Origin of the sequence: Methanofollis sp. W23, assembly GCF_017875325.1 — an archaeon.
Taxonomy (GTDB): domain Archaea; phylum Halobacteriota; class Methanomicrobia; order Methanomicrobiales; family Methanofollaceae; genus Methanofollis.
Genome location: NZ_JAGGMN010000001.1, coordinates 1,140,609 through 1,160,924, shown reverse-complemented (window position 1 = coordinate 1,160,924; position 20,316 = coordinate 1,140,609). Strand labels below are relative to the sequence as shown.

The window sequence follows — 20,316 nt, the reverse complement described above, 5'->3', positions numbered from 1 at the left end:
GTGCACCCCATCATGGAGGACGCAAGAGATGCCGAGAAAACTGGTATAATCGACAGGTTTTTTACTGATTAAAGTACGAAATTCGGATAGTTAATAAACCTCGAAAATCCACCGAATGAGTGAGGGATACGGATGAATGAACTAATATTCCTGATACTCTTTCCCTGTATAATTGCATTCATCCTGTTATTGTTGCCTAATAACCGGATCAGAGATGCAATCGTTGCATTATCGGGTCTGGTCATCTCAATTGGCTCCATATACCTGTTCGCAACCTCCTTTACCGGAGGCTCGGTTTATTTCCCCTTTCCCTTTGAACCGACCGCACAGGTGATGTTTGTCATTGAGGTGGCCATCGCCCTGTTGCTGCTGTACCTGGGAGTGAAATTCAAGCAGTACCTTGCCGTCCTGCTTGTCCTCGTACAGACCGCAGTGATGCTCTACTTTGAGATGACCATGGCCCACGGGCTCGAACCGGTGAGAAACCTCTTCATCGACGAGTTCTCTATCATCATGGCCCTGATCATCGGGATCATCGGGAGCCTCATCGCGGTCTATGCCACCAGCTACATGAACACCTACCACGAGCACCACCCCGAGGTACGGGACCGGCGACGGATGTTCTTCTTTGTGATCTTCGTCTTCCTGGCCGCGATGTTCGGGCTTGTCTTCTCGAACAACCTGCTCTGGGTCTTCTTCTTCTGGGAAATTACGACGCTTTCGTCCTTCCTGCTCATCGGTTACTCCGAGAGCGAAGTTGCGACGAACAACGCCTTCCTTGCCCTGAAGTTGAACCTGCTTGGCGGGATCGCCTTTGCGGCCTCCTTCCTGTACCTCGCAGGGGTCGACCCCTCTGGCGGGCTCCTTGAACTCGACACTCTCATCGCCTCAGGCCAGGCCGTCGCCATCATCCCTGCAGTGCTCATCTGCTTTGCAGGCCTGACCAAGGCGGCGCAGATGCCCTTCTCGGCATGGCTGGTCGGCGCAATGGTCGCCCCGACCCCGGTCTCGGCCCTGCTCCACTCGAGCACCATGGTCAAGGCCGGCGTCTACATCATCGTCAGGTTTGCTCCTGTGCTCCTCGGCACCCTTGCCGGTGTCGCCTTTGGGTTTGTCGGCGCCGTGACCTTCCTGGTCGCCTCGGCGATTGCGATCTCGCAGACCAACGCCAAGAAGGTGCTTGCCTACTCGACCATCGCCAACCTCGGGCTCATCGTTGCATGTGCCAGCGTCGGGACGCCCGAACTGGTCTGGGCCGCGATCATGCTCATCATCTTCCATGCGGTCGCGAAGTCGCTCCTCTTCCTCTGCGTCGGGACGGTCGAACACCGCACCGGCAGCCGTGACATCGAGGACATGGACGGGCTGATCGTCAGGTTCCCCAAGATCGCCGTGATGATCGCCACCGGGATCGCCGGGATGTTCCTCGCCCCCTTCGGCATGCTCATTTCCAAGTGGGCCGCGATCGAGGGGTTCATCGACGCACCCTTCGGGATCGTCTTTGTCACCATCCTTGCCTTCGGAAGCGCCGTCACGGTCTTCTTCTGGGCCAAGTGGATGGGCAAGGTCCTCTCGGTGACGCCGTACGGCGAGAACCTTGAGGGCACAGTCTCTCGCGGCAAGTGGGTGGTCCTCTCGTCGCTCACCGCACTTACCGTGCTCGCCGCCCTCCTCTTCCCGCTGGTCTCCTCGGTGCTCATCGAGCCCTACGTCTTTGGGATCTACGGCGAGACGGCGCGGCTTGCCCAGGACAACATCATCATCATGCTCCTGATGATCCTCCTCCTGCTGATCCTCCCGCTCTCTCTGTATACTTCAAGCAAAGAGAGCAGAAAACTCCCGGTCTATATGGGCGGGCGCCCCACGACGCCTGACCTGAAGTTCGACGGGGCTCTCGGGATCCAGCGCGAGATGACCACCAGGAACTACTACTTTGAAGAGTACTTCGGCGAGAAGAAACTCCTGCACTACAGCAACCCGCTCTGCGTCCTCCTTATCCTGACGGCCGCGGCCCTGGTTGCATGGGGTGTCATGCAGGGGGTGGTCATGTGATCTCGATCATTACGGCCCTTGCCTTCGTGATTCTCGCCCCACTCGTCGGCGGATTGATCGCCGGGATCGACCGGAAGATCACTGCCAGGATGCAGGGCAGAGTCGGTCCGCCGATCCTCCAGCCCTTCTATGATGTGGCCAAACTCTTCGAGAAGGAAGACGTCACCGTCACGCCCTCGCAGAACCTCTACATCCTGGCCTACCTTGTCTTCATGGTAGTGAGCGGTGCGTACTTCTTTGCCGGAGGCGACTTCCTGCTCGTCATCTTCGCATTCACCCTGGCTCACGTATTCATCGTGCTGGGTGCGTACGCCGCCTACTCGCCGTACAGCCACATCGGCGCAGAGCGTGAACTGATCACCCTGATGGCCTATGAGCCGATGGTGATCTTCACGGCGGTCGGACTTTACATGGTCACCGGGAGTTTCTACATCAGCGATATCGCCACCTCGACGGTACCGGCGATCCTGTACCTGCCTGGTGTCTTCCTCGGCTTCCTGACCATCCTGACCATCAAGTTGCGCAAGTCGCCCTTCGACATCTCGACCTCGCACCATGCCCACCAGGAACTGGTGAAAGGACTGACCACCGAGTTTGCCGGTCCGGTCCTTGGCAAGATCGAGATCGCCCACTGGTATGAGACCGTCGTCCTCCTCGGGATGATCTACCTCTTCTTCGGGTTCAACCCGGTGCTGGCCATCGTGGTCATCGCCCTCGCCTACTTCCTAGAGATCTTCATCGACAACACCTTCTCCAGGATGAAGTGGCAGTGGACCATGAAGAGCGGGTGGGGCGTTGCCGCAACCCTGGGGTTCCTAAACCTCGTCATTGTATATTATCTCTATATGGGGGTCTGAGAGAGCATGGCATATCTGAAAAAGTCACCCTGGCTGCTCCATTACGACGCGTCCAGCTGTAATGGCTGCGACATCGAGGTGCTGGCCTGCCTCACCCCGCTATACGATGTGGAGCGCTTCGGGATCATCAATACCGGAAACCCAAAACACGCCGATGTCTTTGTGATCACCGGCGGGATCAACGAACTCAACCGCAAAGTCGTCAAGAACATCTACGAACAGATCCCCGATCCCAAGGTCGTAGTGGCCGTCGGGATCTGCGCCTGTTCTGGCGGCGTCTTCAGGGAGTGCTACAACATGGCCGGCGGCGTCGACCAGGTCATCCCGGTCGACGTCTATGTCCCTGGGTGTGCCGCAAGGCCTGAGTCGATCATCGACGGCATCGTCAAGGCCCTGGGGATCCTTGAAGAGAAGCGGGAAGAGATGAAAGAAAAGGAGAAACAGCATGGCAATTGAAGAACAGGTGCTCAGAGATATTGCCCTCACAGACCTGCACAAGGAGGTGCAGGTCTACCATAACCGCGGCTTCCGCCTGGTCCAGGTGAGTTGTTCGATGGTCGAGGACTCGTTCGAGCTCAGTTACAGTTTCGACAAGGACCTCCACTTCGAGAGCCTGCGGGTCATGGTCCCGGCAGGGACCGTGGTGAAGAGCATCTCAGGGATCTACTGGGCGGCCTTCATCTACGAGAACGAGATCCACGACTTCTTCGGCCTTGAGTTCGAGGGGATGTCCCTTGACTACAATGGCACACTCTTCAAGACGGCGAAGAAGTTTCCCTTTGCAAATGTCACCTTCAGGGGGGAGGAACCATGTCAAAGAAAATAGTCGTGCCTTTCGGGCCGCAGCACCCGGTGCTCCCTGAACCCCTCCACCTCGACCTGGTCGTCGAGGACGAGAAGGTGAAGGAGGCGATCCCAGGCGTCGGGTATATCCACCGCGGCCTGGAGACCCTGGTGCAGAAGCGCGAATATCCGGAATACGTCTATATCGCCGAGCGGATCTGCGGGATCTGCAGTTTCATCCATGGGATGACCTACTGCCAGGGTGTCGAGACGATGATGAACGTCGAGGTGCCCGAGCGTGCCGAGTTCCTCAGGGTGATCTGGTCGGAGTACTCGAGGATGCACTCGCACCTCCTCTGGCTCGGGCTCTTTGCCGACAGCATGGGTTTCGAGAACCTCTTCATGGACGCCTGGCGCCTGCGCGAGCATGTCCTCGACGACATGGAAGCGACGACCGGCGGCCGGGTGATCCAGGGAAGCGCGAAGGTCGGGGGTGTGCGCCGCGATATCAGCAGCGAGAAGCTCGACGAGATGGTCACCGGCCTCGAGGGGATCAGGGGCGAACTCAAGGACATGATGGACGTCTTCCTCCTCGACAGTTCGGTGAAGTCAAGGCTCAGGAATATCGGGATGCTCTCGCCTGAGGACGCCTACGAACTCGGGGCGGTGGGCCCGACGCTGCGTGGGAGCAGTGTCGCCTCTGATGTCAGGATGAATGGCTACGCCGCGTACGACCGTCTCCACTTCGAACCGGTCGTCGAGGACGGGTGCGACTGTTATGCACGGTGTGCGGTGCGGGCAAAAGAGCTCTTCTCCTCCATCGACCTGATCAAGGAGGCGGCCCAGAAGATCCCTGACGGCCCGATCGAGGTGAAGGTGACCGGCAAGCCTGAGGGCGAGTACTTCTCGCGGGCAGAACAGCCCCGCGGCGAAGTGATCCATTATGTCAAGGGCAACGGCACCAAGAAACTGGCCCGTCACCGGGTGCGGACGCCGACGATGGCGAACATCCCCCCCCTGGTCAAGATGCTGGAGGGCTGCGAGTTTGCCGATGTGCCGGTGATCACGCTGACCATCGACCCGTGCATCGGGTGTCTGGAGAGGTGAGAGAGATGGTATATTTCGAGATGGCAAAGACGGTGGTCAAGTCGCTCATCAATGGGCCGTCTACCATCCGCTATCCGGCCGAACCTGCCAAGGAGTACCCGATCTCGCGCGGGCATGTGACCATCGACCCGGCACGCTGCATCTCATGCGGGATGTGCATGCGCAAGTGTCCGGCAGATGCGATCTGTGTCAGGCGCGACGAGAAACTCTGGGAGATCGATCTCTTCAAGTGTCATGTCTGCAACTGCTGCGTGGAGGTCTGCCCGGTGCACTGTCTCACGATGGACACCGACTACCGCCCTGCTTTCTCCAAACATGACGGCGTGAAGGTGGTCAAGATCACCTATGTCAAGCCAGAGAAGAAGAAGCCGGTGAAGAAACCGGCTGAAGAAAAATCCGAAGAGTAAGTATGAGGGGGCGGAATGCCCCTGCATTTTTTTGGCCGGCGCCCTGGTCTGGAGTTCTTTTGCGGGGATGATCTCTGTGGTGACCCGGGGGGGGTTGCACTTATCTTATGGTCGTCCATTGTGCCTTCCCGGTCTCATCTGCGTCTTGTGGTTTGGCTCCCCCCGGTGCGAGCATGAAAAAGGGCAGAGAGAAGATCAAGAAAAGAGGAGAAGGCACGTCGAACCAAAACGCTGTCTTCACCACACACCGGGGGCTTGGCCACCCCCCGGTCCAGACGCCACACGATAATGTCGAGAACGGCACCTCCTTCTTCCTGTTTGTCAATTCTCCCTCCAGCACAATCTTGATCCTGGGAGTCCAGGGGTGCCCCTGGCGCGAAGAGGAGGGAAGGCAGGTGATCAGAAGGCCACTCTGACAGATCTATGAGGGTTTCAATGAAATTGATCGCGAAGATTATCTCTTTGGGTTTCCATAATGGTTTGAATTTCTGGCTCTGTAGAATTCCTCAGGACAGTTATCTTTGGCGGGGGGTTGGCCGCCCCCAGGTCCCCCCGCAATACGATAGGACGAGGACTGAAACCCCTAATATTTGTCTATTATGCCTTCCCCGCCCTATCTTCGCCCCTGGGGTCCGGGGGCGGAGCCCCCGGCGCGATATATATGGGAAGGCGTGAGTTACGGTCACACTAAGAATTTGTGAGGGTTTCTACAGAGCCGAATTTCCCAGATCTCTTCAAGAATGATACGCAGACTGCAGTTACAGATCCTGAATGATCGAACCTCTGTCTTACCGTCCCGATCTTCATCCCTGAGATCTGGGCGGCACGCTCCCCAGCCGAAGAGATGGGAAGGTGCGTCGCTCAGAGGGGTTACCCTCAATCGTTGAATCTTCGCCGTCATCTTGCGCCGGGAACTTTTGCCCTCCAGAACCCCCCGATGACGAGAATAGAGGGGGACGGGCATATGGTGATTCCCGTATGGTGTCGTGCTCAGGAGGGGGTACGCAGATCAGTGCACGACCCGAAGACCCACGATCCTGTTCTATCATGTATCCCCGAGCAAGGGGTTCACGCATACAGGATAAAAATTTCTTGTCACGTGGTCTCTCATTTTCAAGCCTGAAGAGCAGGTGAACACGATCCTCACCAATTCTCCGGTCTGAAAAAAGAATGATCCAGCAACGAAAAATGTTCATCCCGTATGCTTGAAGCGTGTTCTTGCCTCATGCTCATTCTACAGAGCCAATGAACAATTTTTTTGGCCGAAAAAAGGTATAATGGGGGTTTTGTACGCATGAAGTGAACACGAGTTCACTCCTTCGGTTCCTTCGGCTGCTTCTTGCCGCCCTTCTTTGCCATGGCGCCTCACCTCCTGTGAGTGCATTGATCAGAGATTCGTATTTCAGGGTTTAATGTTTGTGCCTGGCCCCCCTTGAGTTTCCCGATCTCCTCGCAATTGAGAGATTTTCCCCGCCATATTGGACGTATTTCTCCCCCCTCGCACCAGGGTCCAGGGGCGGGCCATGAGAGCCCAGGATTCAGGAGTGATCATGGGGCCACTGCGCGAGGTGCGGCACCCCTGATGGCGCGGCCCCTGGTCCTGGGAGCAACCAGATCGATCTCCCAAAAGTAATTCAAATACCCGGAGAAACCTCTCATCAAGCTCCGGACCATCCCGATTGCCATATCGTGCCATTATTCGGTTGTTCCTGTCAGAGATCAATTCCAATACCAGAGAATCAGCAATGTACACCTACATCTCAGGCACCTTCGCCATGGTCGCCTCTCTTGCCATAGCCTCGGTCCTTGCCGTCGCAACCTGGAAACGACGTGAAGCACCCGGTGCACGGACCTTTTTTCTCTTTGCTCTTGGTGTCCTCATCTGGTTGCTCGGCGAGGGGTCGGTCCTCCTCCCGCTCGGTCCAGGATGGCAGGGCTTCTGGGCTGAAGTGACAATTATCGGGATCGCCGTCATGACCCCGGCATGGATGGCCTTTGTCATGCAATATACCGGCAAAGAACAACGAGTAACACTGACGACGACGTTCCTTGCCTCGGTCGTCCCTACCGCCGCCGCTGTGCTCTCCCTCGCCGGGGCGGTGCCGGTCGCCGACCTGATGAGCGGCACGTCGTACTTTGTCCTTGCCGGGGCGGTCTATCTCGTCGTCATCATCTGCATCATATTTCTGGTGGCAATGCTCCTCGCCGCACCTGCGATGTACAGACGCCAGATCGGGTTTGTCCTGATGGGTGCGCTCATCCCCTGGGCGGCGGTCCTCTCCCCTTCGCTCATGAATCCCTCGCCCTCGCCGTGTGCGGGGTGCTGCATTCTCTGTATCATGACCGCCGCCCTTACCGCCTCGGCCGGTGCGTTGCAGGCAGGACTCTTCGGCACAGTCCCCCTCTCCAAGGAACGATACTTCAATGGTCTCACCGACGGGATCTTTGTCCTCGACCCCCAGTTCAGGCTCGTCGAGATGAACAGGAAGGGCGAGGAGATAGTGCGGCACCAGTCTGAAGAACTGATCGGACTGCCGGTCGCAGAATTTATCAACCATTTTCCTGAACTCCAGAAAGGATACAGAGGAACATCTGAGGTCGCCTATGTCCAGAGCCTCACCAAGAAGGATGGGAAGAGAGAGCACTATGAACTCCGGATCTCCCCTATCATCGACTGGCGTTCCAGGACCACCGGCCACTTTCTCCTGGTCAGGGATATCAGCAGGCTCAAAGAGACCGAAGACGCTCTCCGCAGAGCCCAGAAGAAAGCCTCGATCCTCAACCAGATCTCCCAGCACGACATCAAGAACCAGCTCGAGGTGATCATCGGCTATGGAGGGCTACTCGAAGAACTCACGCCTGACGGCTCTGAGCAGAAGACGTATGTCAGGCGGATCATCGAGGCCTCGGAGATGATCGGGGAGCACCTCGGCGCCGCCAGGGACTACCGCGATCTCGGGCTCAGGGCGCCTGAGTGGCAGTCGGTGGCGGGGGCGGCAGAGCGTACGGCCAGGATCCTCGATCATCATGGCGTCACTCTTGAAGTCGAGGCAGGAGGGCTTGAGATCTATGCCGACCCCCTCTTCGGGAAGGTCTTCTACAACCTCTATGAGAACGCCATCAGGCACGGCGGCGATGTCACGGCAATGAGGGTGAGCGTTTCAGAGGCCAGGGGAGAGAACCTGATCGTCGTTGAGGACAATGGTATGGGGGTGGCCGCGGCGGCAAAAGAGAAGATCTTTGAGAGAAAATACGGTTCACACACCGGCCTTGGGCTCTTTTTGACCAGTGAAATCCTCTCTGCCACCGGGATCTCCATCAGAGAGTGCGGAGTGCCTGGCAGGGGGGCGAGGTTTGAGATCCGCGTCCCGTCCCCCCGGTGCCGGTGGCCCGGGCCCGGGGGAGACGGCCCGGGATAGAGTTATATCTGAAGCGGATGAGGAGACGGGGGGGACGGAAGATGGATAAGAAGAGTACGTCCGCCGGTGGACCGACGGTCGCCGAGGCGATGGTCGCGGCACTGGCAGACTGGGGGGTTGGTCTCTATTTTGGGGTGCCGGGAACGTCGTCGCTCGGGATCATCGACGCCGTCAGGAAACACCCTGGGGCCAGGTTCATCCAGGTGCGGCATGAAGAGAATGCAGCGATGGCGGCGTCGGCCTACCATAAACTGACCGGGAAGGTGGCGGCCTGCGTGACGATCGCGGGGCCCGGGGCGACGAACCTGGCGACCGGGCTTTATGACGCAAAAGAGGACCGCGCCGCAGTCCTGGCAATCAACGGCCAGGTGGAAGGCCAGTATCTCGGGCCCGGGGGGTTCCAGGAGATCGACCAGGACGCTTTCTTCAGGCCGGTCACGGTCTTCAACAATACAGTCCATGAGAAGACCCGTGCCCTCAAACTTGTCGACATGGCGGTGCGCCGCGCTCTCGTGGACCGGGGCGTCGCCCAGATCTCGGTCCCGAACAATATCCAGAAGGAGGTCCTGGACCCGGCCTGCTGCCCGCGTGAAGGACCGCCCCCCTCGGTCAGGATCGCACCAGACGACGAGCAGGTGAAGGAGGCGGCACGGGCCGTCAATGCCGCAAGGCGCCCGGTGATCATCGCCGGGTGGGGGGCCCGCGGGGCGGTGGAGACTCTCCTTGCGATCGCCGAGCAGGTCCAGGCCCCGGTCCTCACCACCTACCGGGCGAAGGGACTGGTCCCTGAAGACCATCCCTGGCACCTCGGGGTGCTCGGGAGCGTGGGCACCCCGGCGGCGCGACGGTGGGCGAACGAGGCCGACCTCCTCCTCACCTGCGGGGTCGGGTTCTCAAGCCAGACGCGAGTACCGGCAGAGACCCCGCTTGTCCAGGTCGATCTCGACCCGGTCAAACTCGGGAAGAACAAGGAGACGGTCTCTCTCTGGGGGGACTGCGCCGTCGTGCTCCCGCGTCTCCTGAAAGATCTCGAAGCGCGAGAGGAGAAAGGGGCAAAAGATGAGATCGCCGGTCAGAAGGCGGCATGGCTGGCACAGATCAGGGGCGAGGCCGACCCCGCCGCTGTGCCCCTCCGCCCGCCTTATATCATGCAGGTCCTCTCCGAAGTCCTCCCTGACGACACCGTCATCGCCGTCGATGTAGGCGAGAATGGGTGGTGGTTTGGCCGGAACTTCAGGATGCGCCCAGGGCAGACGTTCGTGATGTCAGGCTACCTGGCAACGATGGGATTCGCCCTGCCGGCGGCGCTTGCTGCACGTCTGGCCTACCCTGAGCGTCCGGCTGTCTGCATCACCGGCGACGGCGGGTTTACGATGGCGATGGCCGAGTTCCTCACTGCGGTCAAGTACGACCTCCCGGTCGTGGTCGTCGTGCTCGACAACCATGAACTCGGGATGATCCTGGTGGAGCAGCAGATGGAACATTTCCCCCGCTTCGGGACCGAACTGCACAACCCCGACTTCGTGGACTATGCACGGGCCTGTGGGGGAGAGGGGTTCAGGGTGGTGCGGCCAGACGAACTCGCCCCTGCTGTTACGAGGGCGCTTGCCGCGGGCGTCCCTGCGATCATCGACGTGGAGACCGACCCGAAGCGGTTCTGAGAGAGAAAAGCCTTTTTGGAGGGGTCATGCGAGGGGTTCGCCCTCTCCCCCTTCATTGATGGAGATTGGCGGGGGATTGCATCCACTCTTCATGATCTTTAGGTTCAGTAGAAATTCTCTTGATGAATATCTCTGACGGGGGGCGTGCCGCCCCCCGACCCCCCCCGCCACACGATAGGTCGAGGACGGCACCACCCTCTTTATGGCCATCTATTCTGCCTTCCAGGCCCTATTGCCATCCCGCGGGTCAGTGCGGCACTCGCCGCTGGTAGGAGGGTGTGGGAAGGCGTGATGATCGGGTGTGCCGCCCTCATCGTAGATTCCTCCTGTCCTCTCGCACCAGAGGACGGCACAACGCTTGATCTCTGTTCGTTTATCTGAGGCAAGGGTAGGGGCCAGGGATCGATCTGTCCTCACACCAGGGAACCACAAGAATGTGCAACCGCGTATGCGCGGTCCTCGGGTCCATGCCCCATTCTCCAGGCCCGGCAGAAGGGATTTATAGCGAGGGTTGTGCATAGGATGCCGGAGTGGGGGGAGAGCAATGCAGCAGATGTATGCGATCAGGACAGATCCACGGATCGATGCGGTCGCGGTCCCTGAGAACCTGCGGGTCGGACTGATGGTCGCGGAGCAGAGAAAACGGTGCAGCGCAATGGGGTGCCAGGCCAGGTTCTTCAACTTCGCCTTTGGACAGTCGCCCTTTCCGGTGCCGCCCGAACTGGTGACCTCATTGAAACGCGAGGCCACGCTCGGGTATTATACCGATGCCGCCGGGACCGAGGAATTGCGCGAGGCGGTGGCCGGGTTTTATGCACGACATTTTGGTATCGAAGCCGGACCAGAACGGGTCGTCGTAGGCAACGGATCCAAAGAACTCATCTATATCATCGTCTCGATGATGGAGGCGACCTGGGTGATCCCGTCGCCGGCCTGGATCGGGTATGCTCCGATCATCACGTTGCTTGGCAAGGAGTACAGGACGCTCCCTTCAAGACCGGACCGGGGATATCGTCTCGACCCGGCCGACCTGGAGGCGGTGCTTGCGGCGCATCCGGCCGAACGCCACATTCTGATCTTCAACAACCCCAACAACCCGACCGGGGCGGTGTACACCAGGCAGGAACTGGAGGCGATTGCATCGGTCTGCCGCGAGTACGGTTGCCTGGTGATCGCCGACGAGATCTACGCGCTCACGACATACGACTTCGAGCGCTTCACCTCGATGGGGACAGTGTACCCCGAAGGGACTTTTGTCACCGGCGGGCTTTCGAAGGACCGTTCGGCGGCAGGCTACCGCCTGGGTACCTGTATCCTGCCCCAGGACTGTCCCGAAGAACTGGTCGCTGATTTCACAAAGGTGGCGGCGACGATGTACACCTCGGTCGCCACCCCGGTCCAGTACGCCGCCATCACGGCGTACGCCGAGGACCCGGCAGTCGAGGAGTACATGCAGACGGCAAGGGCGGTCCACGGGATCATGTCCCACTATATGAGTAAGGCGGTCTCGACCATCGATGGGGTGCGGGCGACGGTGCCTGAAGGCGGGTTCTATTTTCTTGCCGATTTCAACCTCCTTGCCGACGACCTCAGGCAGTGCGGGGTCACGCGTTCCCATGACCTCAGCACCGCCCTCCTGGCCCACCCGCACCATGTGGCGACGATCGGCGGAGACGCGATCATGCTCCCGCAGGACCAGTATGGTGTCAGGGTAGCCTGCGTCGACTATGACGGTCGCCGGGCCCTCGACCTGTATCGGGAGGACCGCCCGACCACCAGTCTTGAGAAGACAGCCTTCGTCCACGAGGTAGCGCCGCTGATGGTGGAAGGCGTCGGGGCGATGCGGCGGTTTGTGGAGGAGGTGCGCAAGGAGTCAGGATAGAAAGGGGAGAGAGACATTTTTTTCATCGACGCCGCACCGCCGCACGTCTCACCCATAGGCGTGCATATTGGTCTGGGGCGCACTTCCGGGCATGGAGGGATCTCTGCTCTTTCTTTCTTTCCAAAAGAGCAGGGGGGAGCACCACACCATGCCGTCCCTCCATTTTCACGTGGGGCCCCTTGAGAGTCAGATATCTACGGAAAAACCTATTTTTCGCTCTGGAGAATTCCCTCAGGCTGGGTCTCTCTATGGGGGAAGACCACCCGAATCAAATGCGGAGTGCCCCCTGTCTCGCGCGGGGGCGCAATGACATCCAGGGACTCTTCCTGGTCGTCGACCCTATGACCTGAGCAGGATGACGATGGAGTCAGGAAGGCGGTATAGACAACCATGAAGAGAGGGGAGGGGTGGAGAGTGTTGGGATGACCTCGATGAAAAACCTCCTCATGATTTTTCAAAGAGCCGTCAGAAATTCAGTTTTAGAAATTCGTCTCCAGATCCGGGTGCAGGACTACCCAAAGACCTCCTCGAAGGAATACCTGGTGAACGGCGCAAACGGGGCGTCGAGGGTGTGGTTCACCAGGTCCTCGGTCGCCACGGCAAACGCTCCCTGGTCGGGGTAGGCAACGAAGGTGTACTCGGTGATCCCCTGATACTCCTCTGAAGTCGACGCCGCCTGCATCAGCGCGATCATCTCAGGGGTACCGATGGTCTGCCCCTCCTCCTCATACGTATCGAAGAGGTCGAGCATCGCCAGATATCGGTAGTCTCCGGGTTCGATCGTCTCGTGATGACCCTGCACCTTCGAGACTGCCTTGGGATTCGCACCCTGGTACTGGTAGAAGTTGTTTGTGATGATGAGGGAGAAGGGGTCTTCCGGCTTGATGAACCCGGCTTTGCGCTCGACCCCCCCATAGGAGTCCGCCTCAAAGCAGACCGGAGCGCTTCCTGAAGAGTTCAGGTACGGCATCGAAACCCCGGCGTTATGCCCCCCCGTCCGCGTCTGGTTCATCGTCTGCCAGAATTCCCACGCACTGTCCACACTGCTCTCTCCCTGGAGCGTGTCCATGTACAGCAGGACGTACGGGAGAAAATCGGTCTCGTTCCATGCCGGGACCGAGGGGGATGAGTGGGGCACCAGGACAAGTCCGTCCTCATTCATGCCATTGAAGGTGCCGATGAAGCCGGGCCAGTCGAACCCGACCACACGCTTCTGTCCCGACCCTACCTGAGGCTCAGAGGCGACGATCAGAAGGGAGTTCACCGTCACCTTCCTGAGGTCGGTCTCGCCGTCCATGTTTTTGCCATGGATGACCCCCCCGCCGAGTTCGTCGTTCTCTGTCCAGTTCCCCCATGCAACTGCGCTCGAACAGAGGTGCGGTGAGATCCCTCTGTCCTGGATACTTTCATTCCCGGGATCGAGGTCGCCCATAGCGAGGCCGTAGATCCTGAAGTACAGGAGGAAGGGGTAGGCATTCTCAGCGAGGATCTCCTCGCGGGCGAGATCTCTGCCCAGGGTGTCGGAATAGAGGTCGACCCCTCTCGCTTCCATCCCATCGATGACCGCATCGAACTCGTCGCCGCGTGTTGCGAGCACGCCTATCATGTGTGCTTTCAGATAGGGGATGAAGATATCATCATACTCCTCGACTGAAGGGTAAAATGTCTCAAGGAGGACGTACTCGATCCAGTCCTTGATCTGCGGCCCTGCCAGATACCCCATCGCATATGCCCGCTCCTCGGGTGTGCCTCTGAGCTGGAGGACAGGGCGGCCTTTCATGACGGTGAGTCTCCCCCCGCCGTCACCGACTGAGATCTTCAGTTCGGCCGGGTATGGGGAGGGGGCGACGAGCCTGATCCCGACGTCCTGGAGGGACTCCCCCTGAGCGAGCGAGATGGTACCCGGCCCAAGACGTTCCCCGGTGCTGTGCCATCCGGTCGGGTCGCGGTATGCCGCATGGTCGATCCAGCCGTTGTCGTCGGTGTCGGCCCAGGCGTACAGGGTGTAGTTCCCGGCAGGCAACCCGTCAATCTTGAAGGCGCCGGGTGCCGTGAGAACAGTGAACGCGGTGACATACTCCGACTGTTCAGGATGCTCACCCTCCTCCATCACTCTGAGATCTGAGGGCCCATACCGGTCTGCATCGAGGGCGACGACATAGACCGGCCCTTCGGTGTAGTCGCCGGTGATCGTGCCGGCGACCGAGGCCTGCGTCTGCCCGGTCGTGGTGCAGCCACAAGAGATGAAAAGAAGAAACAGTACTGAGAGAAGAAAGAAGAGTTCAAGTCCATGAAACACATTTTTTCCTGGATCCATTGTGCACATTCGGATAATCTCTATTTATCTTTTTCCCGTGTCACTCTCAGGTCGAGATGTCGGCCCGGGCAAAAGCATGATGAGGGGGGAGAGAGCAGAGGGGGGACCAGCACATGGCCACACCTACAGGACCGAACAGAGAGAATCTTCCCCAGATGCCCCCCCGCACCAGGCCGCGGGGGCGCTGAGCGATGTGGCTGCGACGGGCCGTCCCCTTCATCTGGGTCTCGCTTGTCGCCTTCGGCCTCATGGCATATCTGCGGTACCCGGAGTGCTTCAACCTCACCGCCCTCGAGGGCACCACCGCCGAGCACCATGCCGTCGCCCTCCTCGTCTACTTCCTTATCCTCTCGATCAGGGGCCTGGTCCTCGTCCCCTCGACGCCTCTCCTCATCTCGGGGATCGTGCTCTTCGATCCCCTGGAGGCATTTGTCGTGAGCATGCTCGGCATCCTCACCTCCTCCACCCTGGTCCATTGCTGTGCACGGCACCTTGGTTTTGATGCCGTCCTCGAGAGGCGCTACCCCGAGCAGGCCGGGCAGATCAGAGCGCACCTCATGGAACACCAGTTCCCTGTCATCGCCGGGTGGAGCATCTGTCCTGTTGTCCCGACCGACCTCGTCGTCTACCTTGCCGCCACGCTCAGGGTCCCGCTCTGGAAGTGCCTGGTCGGCGTCGGGGCAGGGGAGGCGGGCCTCCTCTCCCTGTACATCCTCATTCTCAGGGCGGTGCTCGCGGCCTGACCCTCACAACCGGCACCTATTCATAGGAGACGGCGCAGTATCGGCAGACATGGTCATCAAGACTCTGCAGGTCGATGTGATGAAAGACACAGAGGCCCTGCTCGACCGGTATGGAGGGATGCCGCTACGCCTCTTCGAGGACGAACTGGTCAGGATGGGTTTTGTCCAGCAGGGCGGCGACCCGGCAAAGGTGGCGATGGAACATGCAGGACAGGGGCTGTACCTCGAACTATCCCTTGACGAGGAAGGGGCACTCCACAGTTACACGCTTGTCCCCCTCGGGGAGTTGAGGAGAAAACAGGAACGGTTCAGGTGGTGAGGGGTCGCGTCCACCGGGAGATGCCAGGACCCGTCGACAGGGTGATGGGGGCCACCCTGGGTAAAACTTCTGTGGGCAGAGAATATGGTGGTCCTGCGCGGCCATAAAGAGCAGGAGGCGGCGCGGAACTATCAGGTGGCCCTATGTTTGCCTGGTGGCCCGGCATGATCGCACCCGGCCAGATGAGTCTGGGTCGGTGAATCGCCCGGACTCACGGGGGCGGCGTTTTATGATCTCTACAACGACCCGCGCGAGGTCCAGCCAAAGATGCTCCCGCTCTTCCCGACAAAGGGCATGTTCAACATCATGAAGGCACGCCACGAGATCTGGAAGCAGAAGTACCCTGACCGGAAACCTGCACGCGACTTCCCACTGAAGGGGATCGAGAATGCCAGACCTGAGACTCTGGCCGCCTCGCAGATCAGGGTGGACCTTGAGAAGATACCGTTCGACCCGCGTGAGTTCATCAGGAACCTCCCTGACTGGGAGAACATCGATGTGGGGTGGGGCGCGGGTGAGAAATGACCGCCCGGAAGGACGAGGAAATCCTGCGGTGCTCTCTCGCGCGTTGTGCAGGACCATGGGCAACACCCCTGGCGAAGGTGAGGAGGAAGGCATGAGATTCACCGATGGGGCCTGTAGAATATTTCATGAGGCGAGAGCACGCCTCAAGCATATGGGATGAAAATTCCTGTGATTTTACGGTGTGTGCATAGACACCTGCTCTGCCTTCTAAGCAGGATGCTCCCCGGGATCACCCCTTCGTTGCCGCCCCCACCTATCCTCGTCGTGGGGGGTCCGGGGGGTTTCCCCCCGGCAAGAAAGGGCAAAGAACCACTCTTTATTCTTTCTGTGGGCGGCATGTCTGATCAGTCTGCCTTCCTCTGTCACTCGCACTGGGGCCGCCGCCCCTGGACCCCTGTGATGGCGATTGAAGTGGGGGAGGCAGAGGAATGACCAGAATGTCTCTCAATCCTGATGATTGATCAAGCCAGGGATACTTTTGAGATGACCTCATGATGAAAATCTCATGTCGAAGTTCTCCGGGCGTGGAGGGATCGATCCTTGATCATTCTCCTTGTGACGGGGAAAGATCGTGTGAACACCACTCAATCACCATCTCCCAACGGCGAGGCGGGGGTGAAGATGCTGCAATTGAGGGGCGATCGATTGGTGCGATGGGCAGATGTTCCCCGTACGCTCTTCAGCCGCGATTGAACGTGATCGTGATCTCCAGTATGGCCTCCCCCCCAAACCCTCCCCACACCCGATACCTCTATCATTCAGAAAAGGCGATCCCCGCTCATGGGTCAGGCACCTCAGGCCTTCCATGTGCTCGCCAAACCCACCGGCGCGATCTGCAACCTTGCCTGCCGCTACTGCTTCTTCCTCGAAAAAGAGAAACTCTATCCAGGCAGCAACTTCCGGATGAGCGATGCCCTGCTGGAGGAATTTCTCAGGCAGTACATCGAGGCCCAGCAGGTGGCGCAGGTGACCGTCGCCTGGCAGGGGGGCGAACCGACGCTCATGGGACTCGACTTCTTCCGCCGCTCGGTGGAACTGGCGGAGCACTACAAAAAGCCCGGCATGCAGGTATCTTATACCATCCAGACCAATGGCACGCTCCTCGATGACGAGTGGTGCACTTTCTTCCGTGAGCACGACTTCCTTGTCGGGATCAGCATCGACGGCCCGAAGGAGGTGCACGATGCCTACCGGGTGGACAGGCGGGCTCAGGGGACATTTGACCGGGTGATGACCGGGCTCCGGTGCCTGCAGGAGCACGGGGTGGAATACAACATCCTCTGCACGGTGCACACCGCGAACAGCACCCGCCCCCTCGATACCTACCGCTTCTTCCGCGACGAGGCAGGGGCGCAGTATCTCCAGTTCATCCCCATCGTGGAGCGGGAGGACAGGACCGCGGTCACCGATCGCTCGGTGGACCCGGTGCAATGGGGGCGGTTTCTCTGCACTGTCTTCGACGAGTGGGTGCGGCGGGACGTGGGGGAGGTCTTCGTGCAGCACTTCGACACGGCGCTCGCCGCATGGGCGGGCCACCCTCCTGGCCTCTGCACCTTTGCACCCACCTGCGGGGCCGCAGTCGCGCTCGAACACAACGGCGACCTCTACTCCTGCGACCACTTCGTCGAACCGGCATATCTTCTGGGAAATATCACCGAGACTCCCCTTCCCGTGCTCGTCGGTGCAGAGAAACAGCAGCGGTTCGGGCGGGAGAAGCAGGACGCCCTCCCAGACTACTGCCGGGAATGTCCTCACCTCTTTGCCTGCCGCGGGGGGTGCCCGAAAAACCGTTTCATCTCGACCCCTGACGGCGACCCCGGCCTCAACTATCTCTGTGAAGGCTATCGGATCTTTTTCTCCCATATCGAGCGGCCCATGCAGGTGATGGCCGGTCTTCTCAGGCGGGGACTCCCCGCCGACGGGGTGATGGAGATGCGTGCCGGAGAGAAGGGCGAGCACGGGGTGAAGGCGGCAAAGGTGGGGCGCAACGACCCCTGCCCGTGCGGGAGCGGGGTGAAGTACAAGAAGTGTCACGGGCGTCGAAGATCAGGAGAGTCCATGGACCGGTGAACGGTCCGCCCGGTCTGCCAGAGTCTTTATGCTGATCTCTGCTCCTCGCAATCCCGGTTCCTGGCGAAGGATAAGAGTGTTGCCCCAACTCCAGGGAGATGCGGTCGGAGAAGGAAGACCGAACATAAGGGCTTGGAGAGGAGGGACGGACTCGATCATCTGACTTTGTAGAATTCGGCATGAACCCCTGGCTCAAGCATACCGGATGAAAATGAGATGGCTGTTGTAGTGCCGCCCCCGCGTATCCTCTGTCCGTGGGGAGTCTCGGGGGTGAAACCCCCCGGAGCGAGACAACAGGAAAGATTCAATGATAGGGGGGCCGATCTGATCGACGTGCCTTCCCCCATCGTACGCACCGGGGGCGAGTGCCGCCCAGACCCCCGTGACCACGATTGCCTCGGGAAGGCAGAATAGATGAATATGACATAAGTTGCGCTCTTGCTCGCATTCCCCACGATAATGGTTGGGCCCGAAAGCCTGAGAGTAAGATCCTGACATCCGGCGACGCCGTCCCCCGCCACAGCGCGATCAAAAGAGTGTCTCCAGATCCGATCTTCCAGACCCCTTAGAGGGACACCTTCTCTCCCGGCAATGCCCAGACCTCGACGGCGCCCTCCTCGTCCGCCCCTGCCTCTCTCACCCTGCCGCCCCTCACGACGAGGTGCCGGCGGGCTTCAGGCGGACGGTCGGGATTGATCTCCCGGTGGTCGATAGCCCTTGCATATCCGAGGGTGCAGTAGCGTCCTGGTTCGGTTTCGAGGAGGGTGAGAGCGACATAACGCCGCAGGTACCACCGCAGTTCGGCGGCAAGAGAGAGGGCGGCGCCAAGGGAGATCACGTCGATCACCACCCCGCACTCCGCCTTCTGCGGCCGGTAAAACCTGAGTATCTCTCTGCTGGTCTCGGATGCAAAAAGAGTATGAAAGAGGTCGGTCCCCTCACGCGGGATGAGGAGCAGGTGCATATCTTTAGATATACATCCTGGAGTCAGGTGCGTTCTTCTCGGTGTGCCCGACCTTCTTGATGGCCTCAAGGAAGTCGGCATGCTCCACCTTCCTGGCGCTCCGGCGGACCGCACGCATCCCGGCCTCCCGGCAGATCGCCTGGATCTCGGCGCCGGTCATTCCCTCGGTCTCGGGGAGCAGGTTCTCGATGCCGACCCCTGAGAGGTTCATCTTTGCCGTGTGGATCTTGAAGATCTCGCGGCGAGAGTCGGTGTCTGGCACCGGGATCTCGATGATCCGGTCGAACCGTCCTGGCCTGAGGATGGCGGGGTCGAGCATATCGACACGGTTGGTGGCCGCCATGATCCGCACATTGCCCCGGTTGTCAAAGCCGTCCATCTCGGCCAGGAGCTGCATCAGCGTCCGCTGGACCTCGGCGCTGCCAGACGTCCCGTCGTTGGTCCGCATGCTTGCCACCGCATCGATCTCGTCGATGAAGACGATCGCCGGGGTGTGCTCGCGGGCAAAGGTGAAGAGTTCCCGCACAAGCTGGGCGCCCTCGCCGATGAACTTGTGGACCAGTTCAGAGCCCGACATCCTGATGAACTCGGCCTCGGCATTATGCGCCACGGCCTTGGCGATGAGGGTCTTGCCGGTACCAGGGGGACCGTGCAGGAGGATGCCCTTCGGGGGTTCGACGCCGACCTCCTCGAAGATCTCGGGCCTCGTGAGCGGGTACTCGACCGCCTCACGCACCTCCTCGATCTCCTCTTTCAGTCCGCCTATCTGCTCGAAAGTGGTCTCAGGGACAGATTCCAGTTCCATCACCCGCACGCGGGCGTCATAGATGGTCCCGACCGTCTTGACGATGGAGAGGGCGTTGTTCACCGCCACCTTCATTCCGGTCTTCAACTCGGCATAGAGCTCGGGGTTGACCCTGGTGATATATTCCTGGTTGTTGCCCTGCTGCCTGAGGTAGACCTCACCGTCGCCGAGTTTGTCCACGACCGCAGCAACAAAAAGGGGGACGCGCTTGAGCTGGTTGTTCTCCCGGCGCAGCTGGTTGACCTCTTTCTGGAGCAACTCGTTTTGCATCTTCAGATCCAGGATCTTTGCCTTCATCTCCTGAAGCTGAATTTTATACAGGTCATTGTCATTGCTGACGTTAACCACTGAGTCTTCCATGTCTCTAATATAGTGGAGTCTTTATACCATTTATTAGGTGTGGAA

16 protein-coding genes are annotated in these 20,316 nt (G+C 59.6%); 13 read left to right on the top strand and 3 right to left on the bottom strand.

What is annotated here, in order from left to right; translation table 11 throughout:
* Positions 1–333 precede the first annotated feature (333 nt).
* The 9 genes from J2129_RS04825 to J2129_RS04785 all read left to right on the top strand — a co-directional run bounded on the left by J2129_RS04825 (position 334) and on the right by J2129_RS04785 (position 12,168).
* Positions 334–2,052, top strand: coding sequence for a proton-conducting transporter membrane subunit (locus J2129_RS04825; RefSeq protein ID WP_348632289.1), 1,719 nt, complete (start codon positions 334–336; stop codon positions 2,050–2,052).
* Positions 2,049–2,909: a complex I subunit 1 family protein gene (locus tag J2129_RS04820; RefSeq protein WP_348632288.1), complete on the top strand. Its 861-nt coding sequence runs from the start codon at positions 2,049–2,051 to the stop codon at positions 2,907–2,909. Before J2129_RS04825 ends, J2129_RS04820 begins: the two co-directional genes overlap by 4 nt.
* 6 nt (positions 2,910–2,915) lie before the next feature.
* Positions 2,916–3,365 carry an NADH-quinone oxidoreductase subunit NuoB gene (gene nuoB, locus J2129_RS04815; protein ID WP_209629788.1) on the top strand — a complete coding sequence of 150 codons (450 nt, stop codon included), beginning with the start codon at positions 2,916–2,918 and terminating at the stop codon, positions 3,363–3,365.
* A complete protein-coding gene (locus J2129_RS04810) occupies positions 3,355–3,735 on the top strand; it encodes an NADH-quinone oxidoreductase subunit C (RefSeq protein WP_209629787.1) in 381 nt (126 codons plus the stop codon). The genes nuoB and J2129_RS04810 overlap by 11 nt, the downstream gene beginning before the upstream one ends.
* On the top strand, positions 3,720–4,799 hold the full coding sequence (locus J2129_RS04805) for a nickel-dependent hydrogenase large subunit (protein WP_209629786.1): 1,080 nt from the start codon (positions 3,720–3,722) through the stop codon (positions 4,797–4,799). The genes J2129_RS04810 and J2129_RS04805 overlap by 16 nt, the downstream gene beginning before the upstream one ends.
* Positions 4,800–4,804: 5 nt before the next feature.
* Positions 4,805–5,206 carry a 4Fe-4S binding protein gene (locus tag J2129_RS04800; protein WP_209629785.1) on the top strand — a complete coding sequence of 134 codons (402 nt, stop codon included), beginning with the start codon at positions 4,805–4,807 and terminating at the stop codon, positions 5,204–5,206.
* A 1,745-nt stretch (positions 5,207–6,951) separates the two neighbouring features.
* Positions 6,952–8,625, top strand: coding sequence for a histidine kinase N-terminal 7TM domain-containing protein (locus J2129_RS04795; protein WP_209629784.1), 1,674 nt, complete (start codon positions 6,952–6,954; stop codon positions 8,623–8,625).
* Between the two features lie 41 nt (positions 8,626–8,666).
* A complete protein-coding gene (locus J2129_RS04790) occupies positions 8,667–10,286 on the top strand; it encodes a thiamine pyrophosphate-dependent enzyme (RefSeq protein ID WP_209629783.1) in 1,620 nt (539 codons plus the stop codon).
* Positions 10,287–10,830: 544 nt separating this feature from the next.
* Positions 10,831–12,168, top strand: coding sequence for a pyridoxal phosphate-dependent aminotransferase (locus J2129_RS04785; protein ID WP_209629782.1), 1,338 nt, complete (start codon positions 10,831–10,833; stop codon positions 12,166–12,168).
* 511 nt (positions 12,169–12,679) lie between these two features.
* Here J2129_RS04785 and J2129_RS04780 read toward each other — a convergent pair.
* Positions 12,680–14,485, bottom strand: a complete 1,806-nt coding sequence (locus tag J2129_RS04780; protein ID WP_209629781.1) for a hypothetical protein — start codon at positions 14,483–14,485, stop codon at positions 12,680–12,682.
* 191 nt (positions 14,486–14,676) lie between these two features.
* Between J2129_RS04780 and J2129_RS04775 the strand changes: the two genes are divergently transcribed.
* The 4 genes from J2129_RS04775 to J2129_RS04760 all read left to right on the top strand — a co-directional run bounded on the left by J2129_RS04775 (position 14,677) and on the right by J2129_RS04760 (position 18,142).
* Complete coding sequence (locus J2129_RS04775; RefSeq protein WP_209629780.1) at positions 14,677–15,228, top strand: VTT domain-containing protein; 552 nt, start codon at positions 14,677–14,679, stop codon at positions 15,226–15,228.
* 49 nt (positions 15,229–15,277) lie between these two features.
* Positions 15,278–15,547: a hypothetical protein gene (locus tag J2129_RS04770; RefSeq protein ID WP_209629779.1), complete on the top strand. Its 270-nt coding sequence runs from the start codon at positions 15,278–15,280 to the stop codon at positions 15,545–15,547.
* A 267-nt stretch (positions 15,548–15,814) separates the two neighbouring features.
* On the top strand, positions 15,815–16,072 hold the full coding sequence (locus J2129_RS04765; RefSeq protein ID WP_209629778.1) for a hypothetical protein: 258 nt from the start codon (positions 15,815–15,817) through the stop codon (positions 16,070–16,072).
* A 780-nt stretch (positions 16,073–16,852) separates the two neighbouring features.
* The gene (locus tag J2129_RS04760) at positions 16,853–18,142 is read left to right on the top strand and encodes an anaerobic sulfatase maturase (protein ID WP_209629777.1); all 1,290 of its coding nucleotides are present in this window, start codon (positions 16,853–16,855) and stop codon (positions 18,140–18,142) included.
* A gap of 565 nt (positions 18,143–18,707) precedes the next feature.
* Here J2129_RS04760 and J2129_RS04755 read toward each other — a convergent pair.
* Positions 18,708–19,106: a DUF5804 family protein gene (locus J2129_RS04755; RefSeq protein WP_209629776.1), complete on the bottom strand. Its 399-nt coding sequence runs from the start codon at positions 19,104–19,106 to the stop codon at positions 18,708–18,710.
* A 4-nt stretch (positions 19,107–19,110) separates the two neighbouring features.
* A complete protein-coding gene (locus J2129_RS04750) occupies positions 19,111–20,271 on the bottom strand; it encodes a proteasome-activating nucleotidase (RefSeq protein ID WP_209629775.1) in 1,161 nt (386 codons plus the stop codon).
* Between the last annotated feature and the right edge of the window lie 45 nt (positions 20,272–20,316).

Bases quoted from the DNA above. Each gene is read 5' to 3' on its own strand.
- J2129_RS04825 (WP_348632289.1), top strand. From the start codon at position 334: ATGTTTGTCATTGAGGTGGCCATCGCCCTGTTGCTGCTGTACCTGGGA.
- nuoB (WP_209629788.1), top strand. From the start codon at position 2,916: ATGGCATATCTGAAAAAGTCACCCTGGCTGCTCCATTACGACGCGTCC.
- J2129_RS04810 (WP_209629787.1), top strand. From the start codon at position 3,355: ATGGCAATTGAAGAACAGGTGCTCAGAGATATTGCCCTCACAGACCTG.
- J2129_RS04805 (WP_209629786.1), top strand. From the start codon at position 3,720: ATGTCAAAGAAAATAGTCGTGCCTTTCGGGCCGCAGCACCCGGTGCTC.
- J2129_RS04800 (WP_209629785.1), top strand. From the start codon at position 4,805: ATGGTATATTTCGAGATGGCAAAGACGGTGGTCAAGTCGCTCATCAAT.
- J2129_RS04795 (WP_209629784.1), top strand. From the start codon at position 6,952: ATGTACACCTACATCTCAGGCACCTTCGCCATGGTCGCCTCTCTTGCC.
- J2129_RS04790 (WP_209629783.1), top strand. From the start codon at position 8,667: ATGGATAAGAAGAGTACGTCCGCCGGTGGACCGACGGTCGCCGAGGCG.
- J2129_RS04785 (WP_209629782.1), top strand. From the start codon at position 10,831: ATGCAGCAGATGTATGCGATCAGGACAGATCCACGGATCGATGCGGTC.
- J2129_RS04780 (WP_209629781.1), bottom strand. From the start codon at position 14,485: ATGGATCCAGGAAAAAATGTGTTTCATGGACTTGAACTCTTCTTTCTT.
- J2129_RS04775 (WP_209629780.1), top strand. From the start codon at position 14,677: ATGTGGCTGCGACGGGCCGTCCCCTTCATCTGGGTCTCGCTTGTCGCC.
- J2129_RS04770 (WP_209629779.1), top strand. From the start codon at position 15,278: ATGGTCATCAAGACTCTGCAGGTCGATGTGATGAAAGACACAGAGGCC.
- J2129_RS04765 (WP_209629778.1), top strand. From the start codon at position 15,815: ATGCTCCCGCTCTTCCCGACAAAGGGCATGTTCAACATCATGAAGGCA.
- J2129_RS04760 (WP_209629777.1), top strand. From the start codon at position 16,853: ATGGGTCAGGCACCTCAGGCCTTCCATGTGCTCGCCAAACCCACCGGC.
- J2129_RS04755 (WP_209629776.1), bottom strand. From the start codon at position 19,106: ATGCACCTGCTCCTCATCCCGCGTGAGGGGACCGACCTCTTTCATACT.
- J2129_RS04750 (WP_209629775.1), bottom strand. From the start codon at position 20,271: ATGGAAGACTCAGTGGTTAACGTCAGCAATGACAATGACCTGTATAAA.